Source organism: Arsenicicoccus piscis, from assembly GCF_022568835.1.
Lineage (GTDB): Bacteria > Actinomycetota > Actinomycetes > Actinomycetales > Dermatophilaceae > Arsenicicoccus > Arsenicicoccus piscis.
The window spans coordinates 15,412-28,727 of the sequence record NZ_JAKZHV010000011.1 but is presented as its reverse complement, the minus strand read 5'-3'; the positions used below and the strand labels follow the sequence as shown (position 1 = coordinate 28,727).

General features: G+C 71.7%; 13 protein-coding genes. 7 read left to right on the top strand and 6 right to left on the bottom strand.

The annotated features are described in order from the left end of the window. The first annotated feature begins 12 nt into the window (after nucleotides 1–12). The 7 genes from MM440_RS15950 (at nucleotide 13) to MM440_RS15920 (ending at nucleotide 6,079) form a co-directional block, all read left to right on the top strand. A complete protein-coding gene (locus tag MM440_RS15950; protein WP_241445949.1) occupies nucleotides 13–819 on the top strand; it encodes a peptidylprolyl isomerase in 807 nt (268 codons plus the stop codon). Then, on the top strand, nucleotides 816–2,297 hold the full coding sequence (locus tag MM440_RS15945) for a DUF349 domain-containing protein (RefSeq protein WP_241445947.1): 1,482 nt from the start codon (nucleotides 816–818) through the stop codon (nucleotides 2,295–2,297). Before MM440_RS15950 ends, MM440_RS15945 begins: the two co-directional genes overlap by 4 nt. Before the next feature lie 117 nt (nucleotides 2,298–2,414). After that, nucleotides 2,415–3,344, top strand: a complete 930-nt coding sequence (locus MM440_RS15940; protein WP_241445945.1) for an ABC transporter ATP-binding protein — start codon at nucleotides 2,415–2,417, stop codon at nucleotides 3,342–3,344. Then, nucleotides 3,341–3,793 (top strand): ABC transporter permease, encoded by a 453-nt coding sequence (locus MM440_RS15935; protein ID WP_241445942.1) that lies wholly within the window; start codon nucleotides 3,341–3,343, stop codon nucleotides 3,791–3,793. The genes MM440_RS15940 and MM440_RS15935 overlap by 4 nt, the downstream gene beginning before the upstream one ends. A gap of 5 nt (nucleotides 3,794–3,798) precedes the next feature. After that, a complete protein-coding gene (locus MM440_RS15930; protein WP_241445934.1) occupies nucleotides 3,799–4,116 on the top strand; it encodes a hypothetical protein in 318 nt (105 codons plus the stop codon). Between the two features lie 47 nt (nucleotides 4,117–4,163). After that, nucleotides 4,164–5,429: a sensor histidine kinase gene (locus MM440_RS15925; RefSeq protein ID WP_241445932.1), complete on the top strand. Its 1,266-nt coding sequence runs from the start codon at nucleotides 4,164–4,166 to the stop codon at nucleotides 5,427–5,429. Then, a complete protein-coding gene (locus tag MM440_RS15920) occupies nucleotides 5,426–6,079 on the top strand; it encodes a response regulator (protein ID WP_241445924.1) in 654 nt (217 codons plus the stop codon). Before MM440_RS15925 ends, MM440_RS15920 begins: the two co-directional genes overlap by 4 nt. Before the next feature lie 30 nt (nucleotides 6,080–6,109). On the opposite strand, the gene MM440_RS15915 is transcribed toward MM440_RS15920, so the two are convergent. Genes MM440_RS15915 through yajC form a run of 6 tightly spaced genes read right to left on the bottom strand, consistent with a single transcriptional unit; the run spans nucleotide 6,110 to nucleotide 13,311 of the window. After that, nucleotides 6,110–6,805 (bottom strand): GNAT family N-acetyltransferase, encoded by a 696-nt coding sequence (locus MM440_RS15915; protein WP_241445915.1) that lies wholly within the window; start codon nucleotides 6,803–6,805, stop codon nucleotides 6,110–6,112. Beyond that, nucleotides 6,802–9,093, bottom strand: coding sequence for a RelA/SpoT family protein (locus MM440_RS15910; protein ID WP_241445907.1), 2,292 nt, complete (start codon nucleotides 9,091–9,093; stop codon nucleotides 6,802–6,804). The genes MM440_RS15915 and MM440_RS15910 overlap by 4 nt, the downstream gene beginning before the upstream one ends. Nucleotides 9,094–9,150: 57 nt before the next feature. Then, nucleotides 9,151–9,687: an adenine phosphoribosyltransferase gene (locus tag MM440_RS15905; RefSeq protein WP_241445905.1), complete on the bottom strand. Its 537-nt coding sequence runs from the start codon at nucleotides 9,685–9,687 to the stop codon at nucleotides 9,151–9,153. Continuing rightward, entirely contained in the window at nucleotides 9,684–10,934 is a 1,251-nt protein-coding gene (gene secF / locus MM440_RS15900) for a protein translocase subunit SecF (protein WP_241445903.1), read from the bottom strand. The genes MM440_RS15905 and secF overlap by 4 nt, the downstream gene beginning before the upstream one ends. Next, nucleotides 10,931–12,997 (bottom strand): protein translocase subunit SecD, encoded by a 2,067-nt coding sequence (gene secD, locus MM440_RS15895; protein ID WP_241444675.1) that lies wholly within the window; start codon nucleotides 12,995–12,997, stop codon nucleotides 10,931–10,933. The genes secF and secD overlap by 4 nt, the downstream gene beginning before the upstream one ends. Next, entirely contained in the window at nucleotides 12,997–13,311 is a 315-nt protein-coding gene (gene yajC / locus MM440_RS15890; protein ID WP_241444674.1) for a preprotein translocase subunit YajC, read from the bottom strand. The genes secD and yajC overlap by 1 nt, the downstream gene beginning before the upstream one ends. Nucleotides 13,312–13,316 lie beyond the last annotated feature (5 nt).

The following is a 13,316-nucleotide window of genomic DNA, read 5'->3' as shown; positions in this document are numbered from 1 at the left end:
ACACTCCCCGTGGTGACCAGAGAACAGGAACGGGCCCGCGCGAGACGGCGTCACGACCGAGTCCAGGCCAAGGCCGCCGAGCAGGCGCAGCGGCGGGCCAAGCAGCAGCGCACCGTGCTGCTCGTCAGCCTTGCGACCCTCGCCCTCGTCCTCGCTGCCGTGCTGGTCCTCCCCCGCCTTGCCGGCTCGTCCGACGAGGACAACGTGCCCGACGCCGCGGGCGCACCGACGAGCGGGCTGCACTGCTCGCCGGCGCCGGCGGCGCAGACCAAGCCCAAGCAGTTCCCCGCCGCGCCCGACCCGGCGACCGTGAAGGGCAAGACGCTGGTCGCGACCCTCACCACCAACTGCGGTGACATCGTCATCGAGCTCGACGGCACCAAGGCCCCGCAGACCGTCGCGTCGTTCGCCTTCTTGGCCAAGCAGGGCTACTTCGACCCGAGCCCCTGCCACCGGCTCACCACCCAGGCCATCTTCGTGCTCCAGTGCGGAGACCCGACGGGCGTCGGCACGGGCACCCCGGGCTACGGGTTCGGGCTGGAGAACGTCCCGGCGAACGGTCAGTACCCCAAGGGCACGGTCGCCATGGCCCGCACCAACGACCCCAAGAGCAACGGGTCGCAGTTCTTCATCGTCTACGACCACACGGCGCTCCCGACCAGCGGCGGTGGATACTCGATCTTCGGCACCGTGACCCGAGGACTGGATATGGTGGGCAGCATCGCCGCCGCCGGCTCCTCAGCGGGAGCCGACGGCCCACCGAAGACCCCGATCAGCATCCTCAAGGTCTCCGTCACCGACAAGAAGGCACAGCCGTGAACCAGCCGCAGCAGCCCACCCCCGACAGCGTCGAGCCCGCACCGCCCGCCGTCGACGAGGCGGCGCCGGCCGCAGACTCTGCCGCTCCCGCTCCCGCTCCGACGCCGCGCCCGACCCCGACCGCGCCGTCCCCGGCAGCGCTGGCGGGGCACCGCCCGCCCATGGCGGCGAAGCCCGCCGACGGGTCCCCCGCCGCGGTGCCGGCGCAGCCCGGCCTGCACCTGGCGACGGGCCCCAGCAACGCGGCGTCGTTCGGCCGTGTCGACGAGGACGGCACGGTCTACGTGCGGACGCCGGACGGCGAGAAGCCGGTCGGCTCCTACCCGGGAGCGACGTCGGAGGAGGCGCTGGCCTACTTCGCGCGCAAGTACGACGAGATGTGGGCCGCGGCCGAGCTGCTCTACCAGCGGGTGCTGCAGACCAACCTGTCGGCCAAGGAGGGCACCGAGGACCTCGCCAAGCTGCGCGAGCACATCGGTGAGGCCAACGTCGTCGGCGACCTCGCCGAGCTCGACGCCAAGGTCGAGTCGATCGCCACGGCGATCGAGGCGCGTCGCCAGGTCGAGGCGCAGGACCGTGCCGTCGCCAAGGAGGCAGCCCGGGTCGAGCGCGAGGCCATCGTGGCCGAGGCCGAGCAGATCGCCGCGCAGGACCCCAAGAAGGTGCAGTGGAAGGCCAGCGGCGCCCGCATCCGCGAGCTGCTGGACGAGTGGAAGAAGCACCAGCGTGCCTCGGCGCGGCTGGACCGCGACGTCGAGAACGCCATGTGGCAGCGATTCAGCGCGGCCCGTAACTCCTTCGACAAGGCGCGGCGGGTCTACTTCGTCGAGCTGGAGCAGACCCAGGGGTCGGCCAAGGCCACCAAGACCCAGCTGGTCGCCGACGCCGAGGCGCTGCAGACGAGCACCGACTGGAACTCCACCGCCTCCGCCTACAAGCGGCTGATGGACCAGTGGCGGGCCGCCGGGCGCGCCGGGCGACCCGACGACGACCGGCTGTGGGTGCGCTTCAAGGCCGCTCAGGACGCCTTCTTCAACGCCAAGGACCAGGTCGCCGCGGCCGAGGACGAGGCGTTCGCGGCCAACCTGGTCGTCAAGGAGGAGCTGCTCAAGCAGGCGCAGGCGCTGCTGCCGGTCAAGGACCTCGACAAGACCAAGGCCGCGCTGCGTGACATCCAGGCCAAGTGGGACGACGCCGGCAAGGTGCCGCGTGCCGACCTGGCGCGCGTCGAGGGCGCGCTGCGCAAGGTCGAGCAGGCCGTGCGCGACGCCGAGGACGCCCGCTGGAAGAAGTCCAACCCCGAGGTCAACCACCGCGCGTCGGCGTTCGCCGAGCAGATCGAGCGGGCTCTCGAGAAGGAGAACAAGGCCCTCGAGAAGGCCAAGGCCTCCGGTGACACCGCCAAGATCAAGGCGGCCGAGGAGTCGCTCGCCTCGCGGCGGGCGCTCCTGGAGATGGTGCACAAGGCGCAGGGCTGACGCCGCCGGCTGACGCTCGCTTCCGCTGAACGACGCGAGTGGTCAACCGATCGGTGGAGGCCCGGTGTGGCTACCCGGTCGATGCCGGGCCGGGGGCTGGGCGCGGAGGCTGAGGGCATGTCCCTCATTCACGTCTCGTCCCTGACCAAGTCCTATGCCGGCCGCACCGTCGTGGACCACGTAGACCTCGACGTCGACGCCGGTGAGATCGTGGGCATCCTCGGCCCCAACGGTGCCGGGAAGTCGACCCTCGTCGAGTGCCTCGGCGGGCTGCGCCGCCGCGACTCCGGCGAGGTGCGCGTCGACGGGTTCGACCCGGACCAGGACCCACCCGGTCTACGGGCGATCCTCGGGATGCAGCTGCAAGAGGCGAGCCTGCCCAGGAAGACCACCCCACGGGAGGTGCTCGACCTCTACCGGTCGTTCTACGCCGCACCACGAGACACCGACGAGCTGCTCGACCGGTTCGGTCTCTCGGCGCAGGCGGACCGGCGCTTCGAGGTGCTGTCCGGTGGCCAGCAGCAACGGCTGTCGGTCGCCCTCGCCCTCGTCGGGAACCCGCGCATCGCCATCCTCGACGAGCTGACGACCGGGCTGGACCCGGCCGCGCGTCGGGAGATCTGGGACTTCCTCGCCGAGCTGCGGCGCGACGGGCTGACGATCGTGCTCGTGACTCACTTCATGGAGGAGGCGCAGCACCTGTGCGACCGGGTAGCCATCCTCGACGACGGCCGGGTCACGGCGTTCGGCTCCCCCGACGCGCTCGCCAGCACGGCCGGGGGTCTGCAGCGGATCCGGTTCTCCCCGTCGCGGCCACTGCGGGACGAGGAGACGGTCGCGCTGCTCGAGCTGCCCGACATCTCGGAGGTCGTGGTCGACGGCGATCGGGTGTCCGTCACTGGGGGTGAGGACGCAGTCGGCGCCGTCGTCACCCATCTCGTCGCGCGCGGCATCGCGGTCCGCGGACTGCGGGTCGAGGCCCCGAACCTCGACGACGCCTACCTCTCGCTCACGGCCTCGCCGGCCCGCACGAAGGAGTCCTCGTGACCACCTCGACCCGCGCCGCCACCCCCGCCCGAGCCCGGTCCCCGCTCCTGGCGATGATCCGCAACGAGGCGCGGTTGCTGCTGCGCGAGCCCGCGTTGGTGGCCTGGGCCGTGCTGGTGCCGCTCGTCGCCGACGTCGCGCTGGCGCTCGTGCCGGCCACCCGGGAGCCGTCGCCGGACCTCGGCGGCTGGAGCTTCTCCCAGCTCTACCTGCCGGTGCTCGTGCTCTTCACCGCCAGCCTGCTCGCCGTCCAGGGCATGCCCACCGTCGTCGCCCAGTACCGCGCCGACGGGGTGCTGAAGCGGTTGCGGACCACGCCGGTCTCCCCTGCGGTGCTGCTGGGTGCGGTGCTGGTCTCGCTCGGTGCAGTAGCCCTCGTGGTCGGTGCCGTGCTCGTCGCGGTGCCGACCGTCCTGGGGAACCCGCCCCCGGAAACGTCTTCGCCCTGATGCTGGTGACGGTGCTCGCCCTCGCCGCGTTCCTCTGCGTCGGGTCGATCGTCGCCGCGCTGACGGCGAACCCGCGGATGGCGTCGGGGGTCGGCACGGTGCTCACCTTCGTGCTGTGGTTCTTCGCCGGCATGTGGGTGCCGCGCACGCTGTTCCCCGAGCTGTTGGGCCGCATCGCCGACCTGACACCGAGCGGTGCCGCCTCAGCAGCCATGCTGCAGGCGATGCACGGCAGCTGGCCAGCCCTCGCGCAGGTCTGCGTGCTGCTGGTCTGGATCATCGTGCCGGCGGTGCTGGCTGCCCGGGCGTTCCGGTGGGAGTGATCACCAGGACGGTCGACACGGCGGCGCCCAGGAGGATGATGGCACGCATGGCCGGCGTCGTCGCAGCTCACCCGCCCGTGCCTCGGCTGCCCCGGTCGGCCGGGGCACCGGGGGCTGCCCGGCGCCTGCCGCAGCTGATGCCGGTCGCGCTCGTCATCGCCGCCACGGTCCTCTGCATCGGCACGCGTGACCTGTTCAACCCCGAGCTCTCCGTCTGGACCTATGTGTGGATCGGCTTGGGGCTCATGCTTTTTCGTGGGTGGTGGGAGCGCTGGGGCGTGCACGGGAGGACCACCGCGGTGCCGGGTTTCGCGCTGCACTCGCTGGCGTGCCTGGTGCTGTGCGCGCTGAACCCGCTCTACGGGTTCTACGCATTCGTGGGGTACTTCGACGCCGTGCGCGTCTTCCGCTGGCCGGTGCTGTGGCTGGGGGTCGTGGCGGTCGCGATGTCAACCGGCCTGTCCCAGGCCGGTGGCTGGCGTGGTGCGTGGGGTGCCCCGTGGCTCTACCTGTTGCTGATCGTGATCAACGTCGGGCTGTCCGGGACGATGACCCTGGTCGAGCACCGCCGCGAGGAGGCCGTCACCCGCCGGGAGGAGACGGTCCACCAGCTGGAGGTCGCCTTGCGCGAGAACGCAGCGTTGCAGACACAGCTCGTCACCCAGGCGCGGGAGTCGGGCATCCTCGAGGAGCGGGCGCGCCTGTCGCGCGAGATCCACGACACCGTCGCCCAAGGGTTGCTCGGCGTCATCACGCAGCTGGAAGCCGTGGACATCGACGACCCCGCCGCCCGGGCGCGCATCGACCGGGCCGGGCAGGCTGCGCGCGAGAGCCTCGCCGAGGCCCGACGGGCGGTCGTGGCGCTGGCGTCACCTCACCTCGACGGCGCGGACCTGCCCACAGCGCTGCACGGGCTCGTGCGCCGGTGGAGCGAGAGCTCGGGCGTGGCCGCGACCCTGGTCGTCGAAGGAGCGCCCAGCCGCAGCCCGCACGACGCCGAGCTCGTCCGGATCGCGCAGGAGGCGCTCTCCAACGTCGCCCGGCACAGCGCCGCCCGCCGGACGACGCTGACGTTGACGTTCACCACGGACGAGGTCCGACTGGACGTACGCGACGACGGACAGGGTTTCCTGATCTCGGGAGCGGACGCACCAGCGGTGGGCCCACCGGACGGCGCGTCCACCGCTGGGTGCCGGACCGTCGGCCACGGGATCGCGGGCATGCGCGCCCGGCTCGAGCGGTGCAACGGCACGTTGACCCTGGAGAGCGCCCCCGGGCGCGGGTGCGTCGTGAGCGCCGCGGTGCCTCGATGAACGCCGACCGCCAGGCACCTCGACCGCTGCGGGTCGTCATCGTCGACGACCACCCCGTCGTCCGGGACGGGCTGCGTGGCATGTTCGCGCGGGAGGATCGGATCGAGGTGGTGGGCGAGGCCGCCGGCGGACCCGAGGCCGTCGCGCTGGTCACCGCACTCACCGCCAGGGGCACGGGTCCCGACGTCGTGCTGATGGATCTACGCATGCCGCGGGGTGACGGGATCACCGCGATCCGCGAGCTGCGCGACCGCGACCGGGCTCGGCCGCGCATCCTCGTGCTCACGACCTACGACACCGACCGCGACATCGTCGCGGCCATGTCTGCCGGCGCGGACGGCTATCTGCTCAAGGACACGCGCCGCGGTGAGCTGGTCCAGGCCGTCCTCGACCTCTGCGCCGGCCGCACCGCCCTGGCGCCGGGGGCTCTCGACGTGCTCACCGGGCGCCGGGTCGACGCCGAGCTCACCGCTCGCGAGGCCGAGGTCCTGCGGGTCATCGCGCGCGGCGGGACCAACCGGAGCGCCGCGGAGCACCTGCTCGTCAGCGAGGCAACCGTCAAGACCCACCTGGTGCACGCCTACGCCAAGCTCGGCGTCGGCGACCGCGCGGCCGCCGTGCGTGTCGCCTACGAGCGCGGCCTGCTCTGAGCGTCCGGGGGCAGTGTCACGGCTCGAGCGTCAGGGCTCGGCGCGGCGCAGCTCGGCGAGCCGGGCGCGCTGCCGGCCCTGCTCGTCGACGTTGTCGGGGGCCAGCCAGCGCTCGTAACCCGGGCGCAGCTGCGCCCAGTCGCCGTCGGTCATCGCGAACCAGGCGGTGTCCCGGTTGCGCCCCTTGTAGACCACGGCCTGGCGGAAGGTGCCTTCGTAGCGGAAGCCGAGCCGCTCGGCCGCCCGCCGCGACGGCGCGTTGAGCGCGTCGCACTTCCACTCGTAGCGCCGGTAGCCGAGGTCGTCGAAGACGTGGCGGGCCATCAGCCACATGACCTCGGTGGCGCCGCGGGTGCGCGCGAGGCGCGGACCGTAGGTGATCGAGCCGACCTCGACGACCCCGTTGGCCTGGTCGATGCGCAGGTAGGACGCGGTGCCGAGGACCGCGCCGTCCTGGGCGGAGCGGATCGCCAGCGCCTCGCTGGTCGGGTTGTCGATCAGCCCCTGCACGTAGCCCGCCAGCTCGTTCTGGTCGCGGAACGGTCCGGCCGGCATGTAGGTCCACCGCTCGGCGTCGCCGTCGGCGCAGAGCGCCTCCCACAGCCCGGGGACGTGCTGCGGGGTGAGCGGCTCGACCCGCACGTCCGTGCCGGCGAGCTGGGCGTGGTAGGGCCGCGGCCGCGGCGACCAGCCGGGCAGCGGCGCACCGACCTGCTGGCCGCTCACTCGTGGTCCTGGGTGCGCGCGCCACCCACGCGGCTGACCTCGAACACGCCGTCGATCTTGCGCAGGGCGCGCATGACGTGGTCGAGGTGGCCGGGGTCGCCCATCTCGAAGGTGAACTTGAAGACGGCGACCCGGTTGGTGTTGGTGACGGTGGACGAGGACTGGATGCCGATGTGCAGGTCGGCGAGCACCTTGGTGATGTCCGACAGCAGCCGGTTGCGGTCGAGCCCCTCGACCTGGATCTGCACCAGGAAGACGCTGTTGGCGGTCGGGTTCCACTGGACGGGGACGACGCGCTCGGGCTCGGTGAGCAGGTCCTCGACATTCGGACAGTGCCGCACGTGCACGGACACCCCGTGCCCGCGGGTCACGAAGCCGATGATCTCGTCGCCAGGCACCGGCGTGCAGCAGCGGGCGAGCTTGACCCACACGTCGTCGGTGCCGACGACGACCACGCCAGGGTCGGTCGTGCTGACCCGGCGGGTGCGCCTCGACGGGGTGACCCGCTCGGCGGCGTCCTCGGTGACGCCCTCCTCGCCGCCGACCTGGGCCACGAGCTTGTGCACGACGTGCTGGGCCGACACCGTGTGCGACCCCACCGCCGCGTAGAGCCCGTCGATGTCCTGGTAGTGCAGGTCGCGCGCCAGCGCGGTCAGGGACTCGTGACTCGCCACCCGGGTCGCGGGCAGGCCTTGCTTGCGCAGCTGCTTGGCGATGTCGTCCTTGCCGCGCTCGATCGACTCCTCGCGCCGTTCCTTGGAGAACCAGCCGCGGATCTTGTTGCGGGCCCGCGGGCTCTGCACGAACGACAGCCAGTCGTGGCTGGGACCGGCGTCGGGCGCCTTGGAGGTGAGCACCTCGACGACGTCGCCGTTCTCGAGACGCGACTCGAGGGCTACCAGACGGCCGTTGACCCGCGCACCGATGGTGTGGTGACCGACCTCCGTGTGGACCGCGTAGGCGAAGTCCACCGGCGTCGAGCCCGCCGGCAGCGCGATGACGGCCCCCTTCGGGGTGAACACGTAGACCTCGGCGGAGCCCATCTCGAACCGCAGCGAGTCCAGGAACTCGCCGGGGTCGGCGGTCTCGCGCTGCCAGTCCATCAGGCTGCGCAGCCAGCTGAGGTCGGTGTCACCGGTCGGGCCCTGGCCGGGACCGCCGCGCCCGTCCTCCTTGTACTTCCAGTGGGCCGCGACGCCGTACTCCGCGCGCCGGTGCATGGTGTGCGTGCGGATCTGGATCTCGACCGGGTTGCCGCCAGGGCCGATGACCGTCGTGTGCAGCGACTGGTACATGTTGAACTTCGGCGTCGCGATGTAGTCCTTGAACCGCCCCGGCACGGGCGTCCAGCGCGCGTGCATCGCCCCGAGCACGGCGTAGCAGTCGCGGACCGACTCGACCAGCACGCGGACGCCGACGAGGTCGTAGATCTCGTCGAACTCCTTCCCGCGCACGATCATCTTCTGGTAGACGCTGTAGTAGTGCTTGGGCCGCCCGGTCACGGTCGCCTTGATGCGGGCGCCCTCGAGGTCGTGCAGGACCAGCTCGCGCACGCCGGCGAGGTACTCCTCCCGAGCGGGAGCACGCTCGGCGACGAGGTGCTCGATCTCCTCGTAGACCTTGGGGTAGAGCGTGGCGAACGACAGGTCCTCAAGCTCCCACTTGATGGTGTTCATGCCGAGCCGGTGCGCGAGCGGCGCGTAGATCTCGAGGGTCTCCTTGGCCTTGCGCTGGGCCGACGCGGCCGAGGTGTAGCGCCAGGTGCGGGCGTTGTGCAGCCGGTCGGCCAGCTTGATCACGAGCACCCGGATGTCACGGGCCATGGCGACGATCATCTTGCGCACCGTCTCGGCCTGCGCCGCCTCGCCGTACTGCACCTTGTCGAGCTTGGTGACGCCGTCGACCATCTGCGCGACCTCGTCGCCGAACTCCGCCCGCAGCTCGCCCAGCGTGTAGTCGGTGTCCTCGACCGTGTCGTGCAGCAGCGCCGCCACGAGCACAGCGGGCGGCGTGCCGAGATCGGCGAGGATCGTCGTCACCGCGAGCGGGTGGGTGATGTAAGGGTCACCGCTCTTGCGCAGCTGTCCCTCGTGGTAGCGCTCGGCCACGTGGTAGGCCCGCTCGATCACCGACGTGTCGGCCTTGGGGTGGGTGAGCCGCACGGCGCGCAGGATCGGCTCGATCTGCGGGTTGGTGGACGTGCGCCCGCCGAAGCGCGCGAGCCGCGCTCGCATCCGCGACGACTGCGACGAGTCGACGCGGATGGAGTCCTCAGGCAGGCTGCTCATCGCCACATGGTAGTGCTCGCGCCGCAAAGGAACGCGCCGACGGGCAGCACGCGAGCGTCACACGTGCAGGAGGGTGTGCACGTCTCGACCGGCGAGCCGGTCCCGACCGCGCAGCGCGTCGATCTCGACGACGATCTCGATCGCGACGACCTCGGCATCACAGCTCTCGACCAGCCGGCAGGTCGCCTCGGCCGTGCCGCCCGTCGCGAGCACGTCGTCCATGACCAGGACGCGCTGCCCCGGCAGGATGGCGTCGCGGTGCACCTCGAGCGAGGCCGTGGCGTACTCAAGGGTGTAGTCGGCACGAATCGTGCCGGCGGGGAGCTTGCCGGCCTTGCGGACCGGCACGAAGCCGACCCCCAGCGCATAGGCGACGGCGGCCCCGAAGATGAAGCCGCGCGCCTCCATGCCGACCACGACGTCGACGGTGCCCTGACGCCGGCGGGCGACGTCGTCGACCACCTGGCGCAGGGCCGCACCGTCGCCCAGCAGCGGGGTGAAGTCCTTGAAGAGCACCCCCGGCTGCGGGAAGTCCGGCACGTCGCGCATCAGCCGCGCCACGAGCTCGGAGATCTGCTCGCCCTGCTCGGTCATCGTTGGGACCGCGGGGTGCGGCGCGGCTGGTTGCGCGGGCCACCCTGCTGGACGCTCGGGTGCAGCGGACGACGATCCCGCGAGCCCGTGCCGGCGGCCGAGCTACCGGTGCTGCCGGTGCTGCCGATGCTGCCCGTGCTGCCGCCACGGCTGCTGCCGCTGCTCGCGACCGAGCGCGGCGCGGCACCCTCGACCACCGGCACGTCGACGGCGAGCTCGCCGTCCGGCAGGACCAGCTGGCCGGAGGCGTTGGCGCGACCGCCGCGAGACTCCTGGAACTTGCGGGCACGCTTGGCCAGCGCCTGGCTCGACGGCTCGCTCTCGCGCAGCCACGCGAGGATCGGCGAGGCGATGAAGATCGAGGAGTAGGCGCCCACGAGGATGCCGACGAGCAGCACCAGCGCGAGGTCCAGCAGCACGCCCGGGCCGATCACGAACAGGCCGAAGAGCAGCACCACGGTGATCGGGATGATCGAGACCATCGAGGTGTTGATCGACCGGACCAGGGTCTGGTTGACCGCGAGGTTGGCGGCCTGGCTGTAGCTCTGGCGGCCGGTGATCTCGGCGAGGTGGGTGTTCTCCTTGACCTTGTCGAACACCACGACCGTGTCGTAGAGCGAGTAGCCGAGGACGGTGAGGAAGCCGATCATCGTGGCCGGCGTGATCTCGAACCCGACGAGGGTGTAGATCCCGATGGTGATGACCATGTCGTGCACCATCGCGAGCAGCGCGGCGAGCGACATCTTCCAGGTGCGGAAGTAGACGGCCAGCACGAGTGCGACGAGCAGGAAGAAGATGATCAGCGCCTTGAGCGCCTGCTGGGTGACCGACTGGCCCCAGGACGGGCCGACGAAGGTGCTGGAGACGGCCGACGCGGGGACGCCGAACTCCTTGGCGACCGCGTTGGCGACCGCCTGGGTGGTCTTGTCGTCCAGCTTCTCGGTCTGGATGCGCAGGCCCTGGCTGCCGACCTGGGTGACGGTGACGTTCTCCTGGGTCTTGGACGTCCTGGTGACGACGTCCTTGGCGCGCCCCTCGAACCCGCTGAGGTTGGTGACGCCGCTGACCCGGAACTCCGAGCCGCCGGTGAACTCCAGGCCGAGGTTGAGTCCGCGCACGAACAACCCGGCGAGGGCGATGGCCAGCACGATCGCGGACAGCGCGAACCACACCTTGCGCCGGCCCATGAAGTCGATGCTGCGCCGACCGGTGTAGAGGTCGTTGCCGAACTTGGCGAAACCGTTCACAGCACGGCCCCTTCCTGCGGGTCCCGACCGGAGGCCGAGGGGTGGATGGGGCGTCTGCGGCGGGTGCCGGCGGCGGCCGGCGCGTCGGGGGTGGCTTGTGCGTCCGGGTTGACCGGCGCGTCCGCGTCGGCGGGGATGGCCGGGGTGTCCGAGGTGGCGCTACCGACCGGCTCGTCGTCCGGCTCTACCTGGGACCCACCCCGCGTGCCGCGCGTGCCGCGCGCCGAGGTGGAGCTGCTCGCCGTCGGGGCGGAGAACCGGCCGCGGCCGCGGTAGCGGATCGCGTTGCGGTCGACACCGAGGCGCTCGGGCTCGAGACCCGACCACGGCCGGCCCTCGCCGAAGAACTTGGTGCGCGCGAGGATCGACAGCAGCGGGTGGGTGAACAGCATGACGATGATGACGTCGATGACCGTCGTGAGACCGAGGGTGAAGGCGAATCCGCGCACGTTGCTGCTGGCCAGCAGGTAGAGCACGACGGCGGCCAGCAGGTTGACCGCGTCGGAGATCAAGATGGTGCCCCGCGCGCGCTTCCAGCCCGCCTCGACGGCTGCGGCGGTGCTGCGCCCGTCGCGGATCTCGTCGCGGACTCTCTCGAAGTAGACGATGAACGAGTCGGCCGTGGTGCCGATCGACAGGATCAGACCGGTGACGCCGGCCATCGACAGCCGGAAGTTCTGGCTCCAGCCGAGCAGCGTGATCGACAGGTAGATCACCGCGGCCGCCATGATCAGCGAGGCGACCGTGACCAGGCCGAGGACGCGGTACTGGATGAGGCTGTAGAGCACGACCAGCACCAGACCGATCGCGCCGGCCAGCAGGCCGAGGCGCAGCTGGTCGGAGCCGAGCTGGGGGCTGATGGTGTCCTTGGTCTGCACGGTGAACGACAGCGGCAGCGCACCGAACTTCAGCTGCTGGGCGAGCGCGTCAGCCGTGACCGAGTTGAACGTGCCGCTGATCTCGGCGCGGCCACCGGCGATCGCACCCTGGGTGACCGAGGGGGCGCTGATGACCTTGCCGTCGAGCACCATCGCGAGCTGGTTGCGCGGGGACGGCAGGCTGTTGAGCCGCTTGGTGACGTCGTAGAACTGCTGGCCGCCTTCGCGGTCGAAGGTGATGTTGACGACGTACTGCCCCGTCGTGGCGCCCGACTGGGTGGTCGCGAGACCGGCCTGGGCGTCGGTGATGTGCGAGCCCTCGATCTCGGTCGGCCCGAGGATGAACTTGGCGGCCCCGGTGTCGTCGCAGGCGACCAGCGGCTTGCTGGCGTCGTCGACGGCGACCGAGTCGGGCTGCTTGGAGCAGTCCAGGTCGGTGAACTGCTTGGCCAGCGCGTCGGTGACCCACGCGAGGTCGCTCGGGTCGGTGGGCTTGGCGGACGGGGTGGCGGCGCCGGTCGCGGCCGTCGCGGCCGGTGCGCTGGTGACGGCCGCACCCGGGGTGACGGCGGGTGCCGTCGGAGCGGCCGAGGTCGCTGCCGGCGTGGCTGCGGGGGTCGGCGTCGCGGTCGCCCCCGGGGTCGTCGCGGCCGGGGAGCGCAGCGCGGCCGCGGGGAAGTTGGCCCCGGCGGCGGACGGGGTAGCGGCCGCCGGCGTGCTGGCGGGCGTGGCCGCCGAGCCGGTGGCCGTCGGGGAGGCTGCCCCGCCGGCGCTCGGGGTGGCCGTGGGCGCACCCGGCGCGGTGACGAGGACCGGCCGGAAGCGCATCATCGAGGACTTCTCGAGCGAGTCCAGCACTGCCTGCGGGGTGCCGCTCGGCACCGAGACGACGATGTTGTTGCCGCCCTGGGTGCTGACCTCGGCCTCGGCGATGCCGGACCCGTCGACGCGCTTGCGCATGATGTCGACGGCTTTGGTCATCTGGCCCTCGTTGACCGTCTGGCCGCCCGCGAGCTGCGGCTCGAGCACCACCTGGGTGCCGCCGGCGAGGTCGAGACCGAGCTTGGGGGTCCACTCGGCGTCGCTCCAGCGGGTGGCGCCCGCGAGCAGCGCCGCCATGGCGAGCAGCAGCACGAAGAACGTCGTGAGGGTGCGCCGGGCCGAACGGGTGCGGGGGTTGGCCATCACCGCTCCGTCACGGGCTTGTCGTCGATGGCGCCGAGGATGGCCCGGCGGTCGAACTCCATGACGACGCCCGGGGCGGTCTCGAGGCTGGCGATCGAGTCGCTGAGCGCGACCACCGTGCCGTAGAGGCCCGAGGTGGTCACCACCTTGTCGCCGACCGCGACGGCCCGGCTCCGGGCCGTCGCAGCCTTCTGCCGGGCGCGGCCGGCCATCAGGAAGTAGAAGACCAGGAGCAGCGGCAGCGCGAACATGACCAGGCTCAGCCAGCTGGCGGAGCCCTGGTCGGCCATGGGCAGCAGGCCCGAAACGAACATCAGGT

Coding starts and splice junctions, on each gene's coding strand:
- yajC (WP_241444674.1), bottom strand. CDS start 13,311: ATGTTCGTTTCGGGCCTGCTGCCCATGGCCGACCAGGGCTCCGCCAGC.
- MM440_RS15920 (WP_241445924.1), top strand. CDS start 5,426: ATGAACGCCGACCGCCAGGCACCTCGACCGCTGCGGGTCGTCATCGTC.
- secD (WP_241444675.1), bottom strand. CDS start 12,997: ATGGCCAACCCCCGCACCCGTTCGGCCCGGCGCACCCTCACGACGTTC.
- MM440_RS15925 (WP_241445932.1), top strand. CDS start 4,164: ATGGCCGGCGTCGTCGCAGCTCACCCGCCCGTGCCTCGGCTGCCCCGG.
- MM440_RS15910 (WP_241445907.1), bottom strand. CDS start 9,093: ATGAGCAGCCTGCCTGAGGACTCCATCCGCGTCGACTCGTCGCAGTCG.
- MM440_RS15905 (WP_241445905.1), bottom strand. CDS start 9,687: ATGACCGAGCAGGGCGAGCAGATCTCCGAGCTCGTGGCGCGGCTGATG.
- MM440_RS15940 (WP_241445945.1), top strand. CDS start 2,415: ATGTCCCTCATTCACGTCTCGTCCCTGACCAAGTCCTATGCCGGCCGC.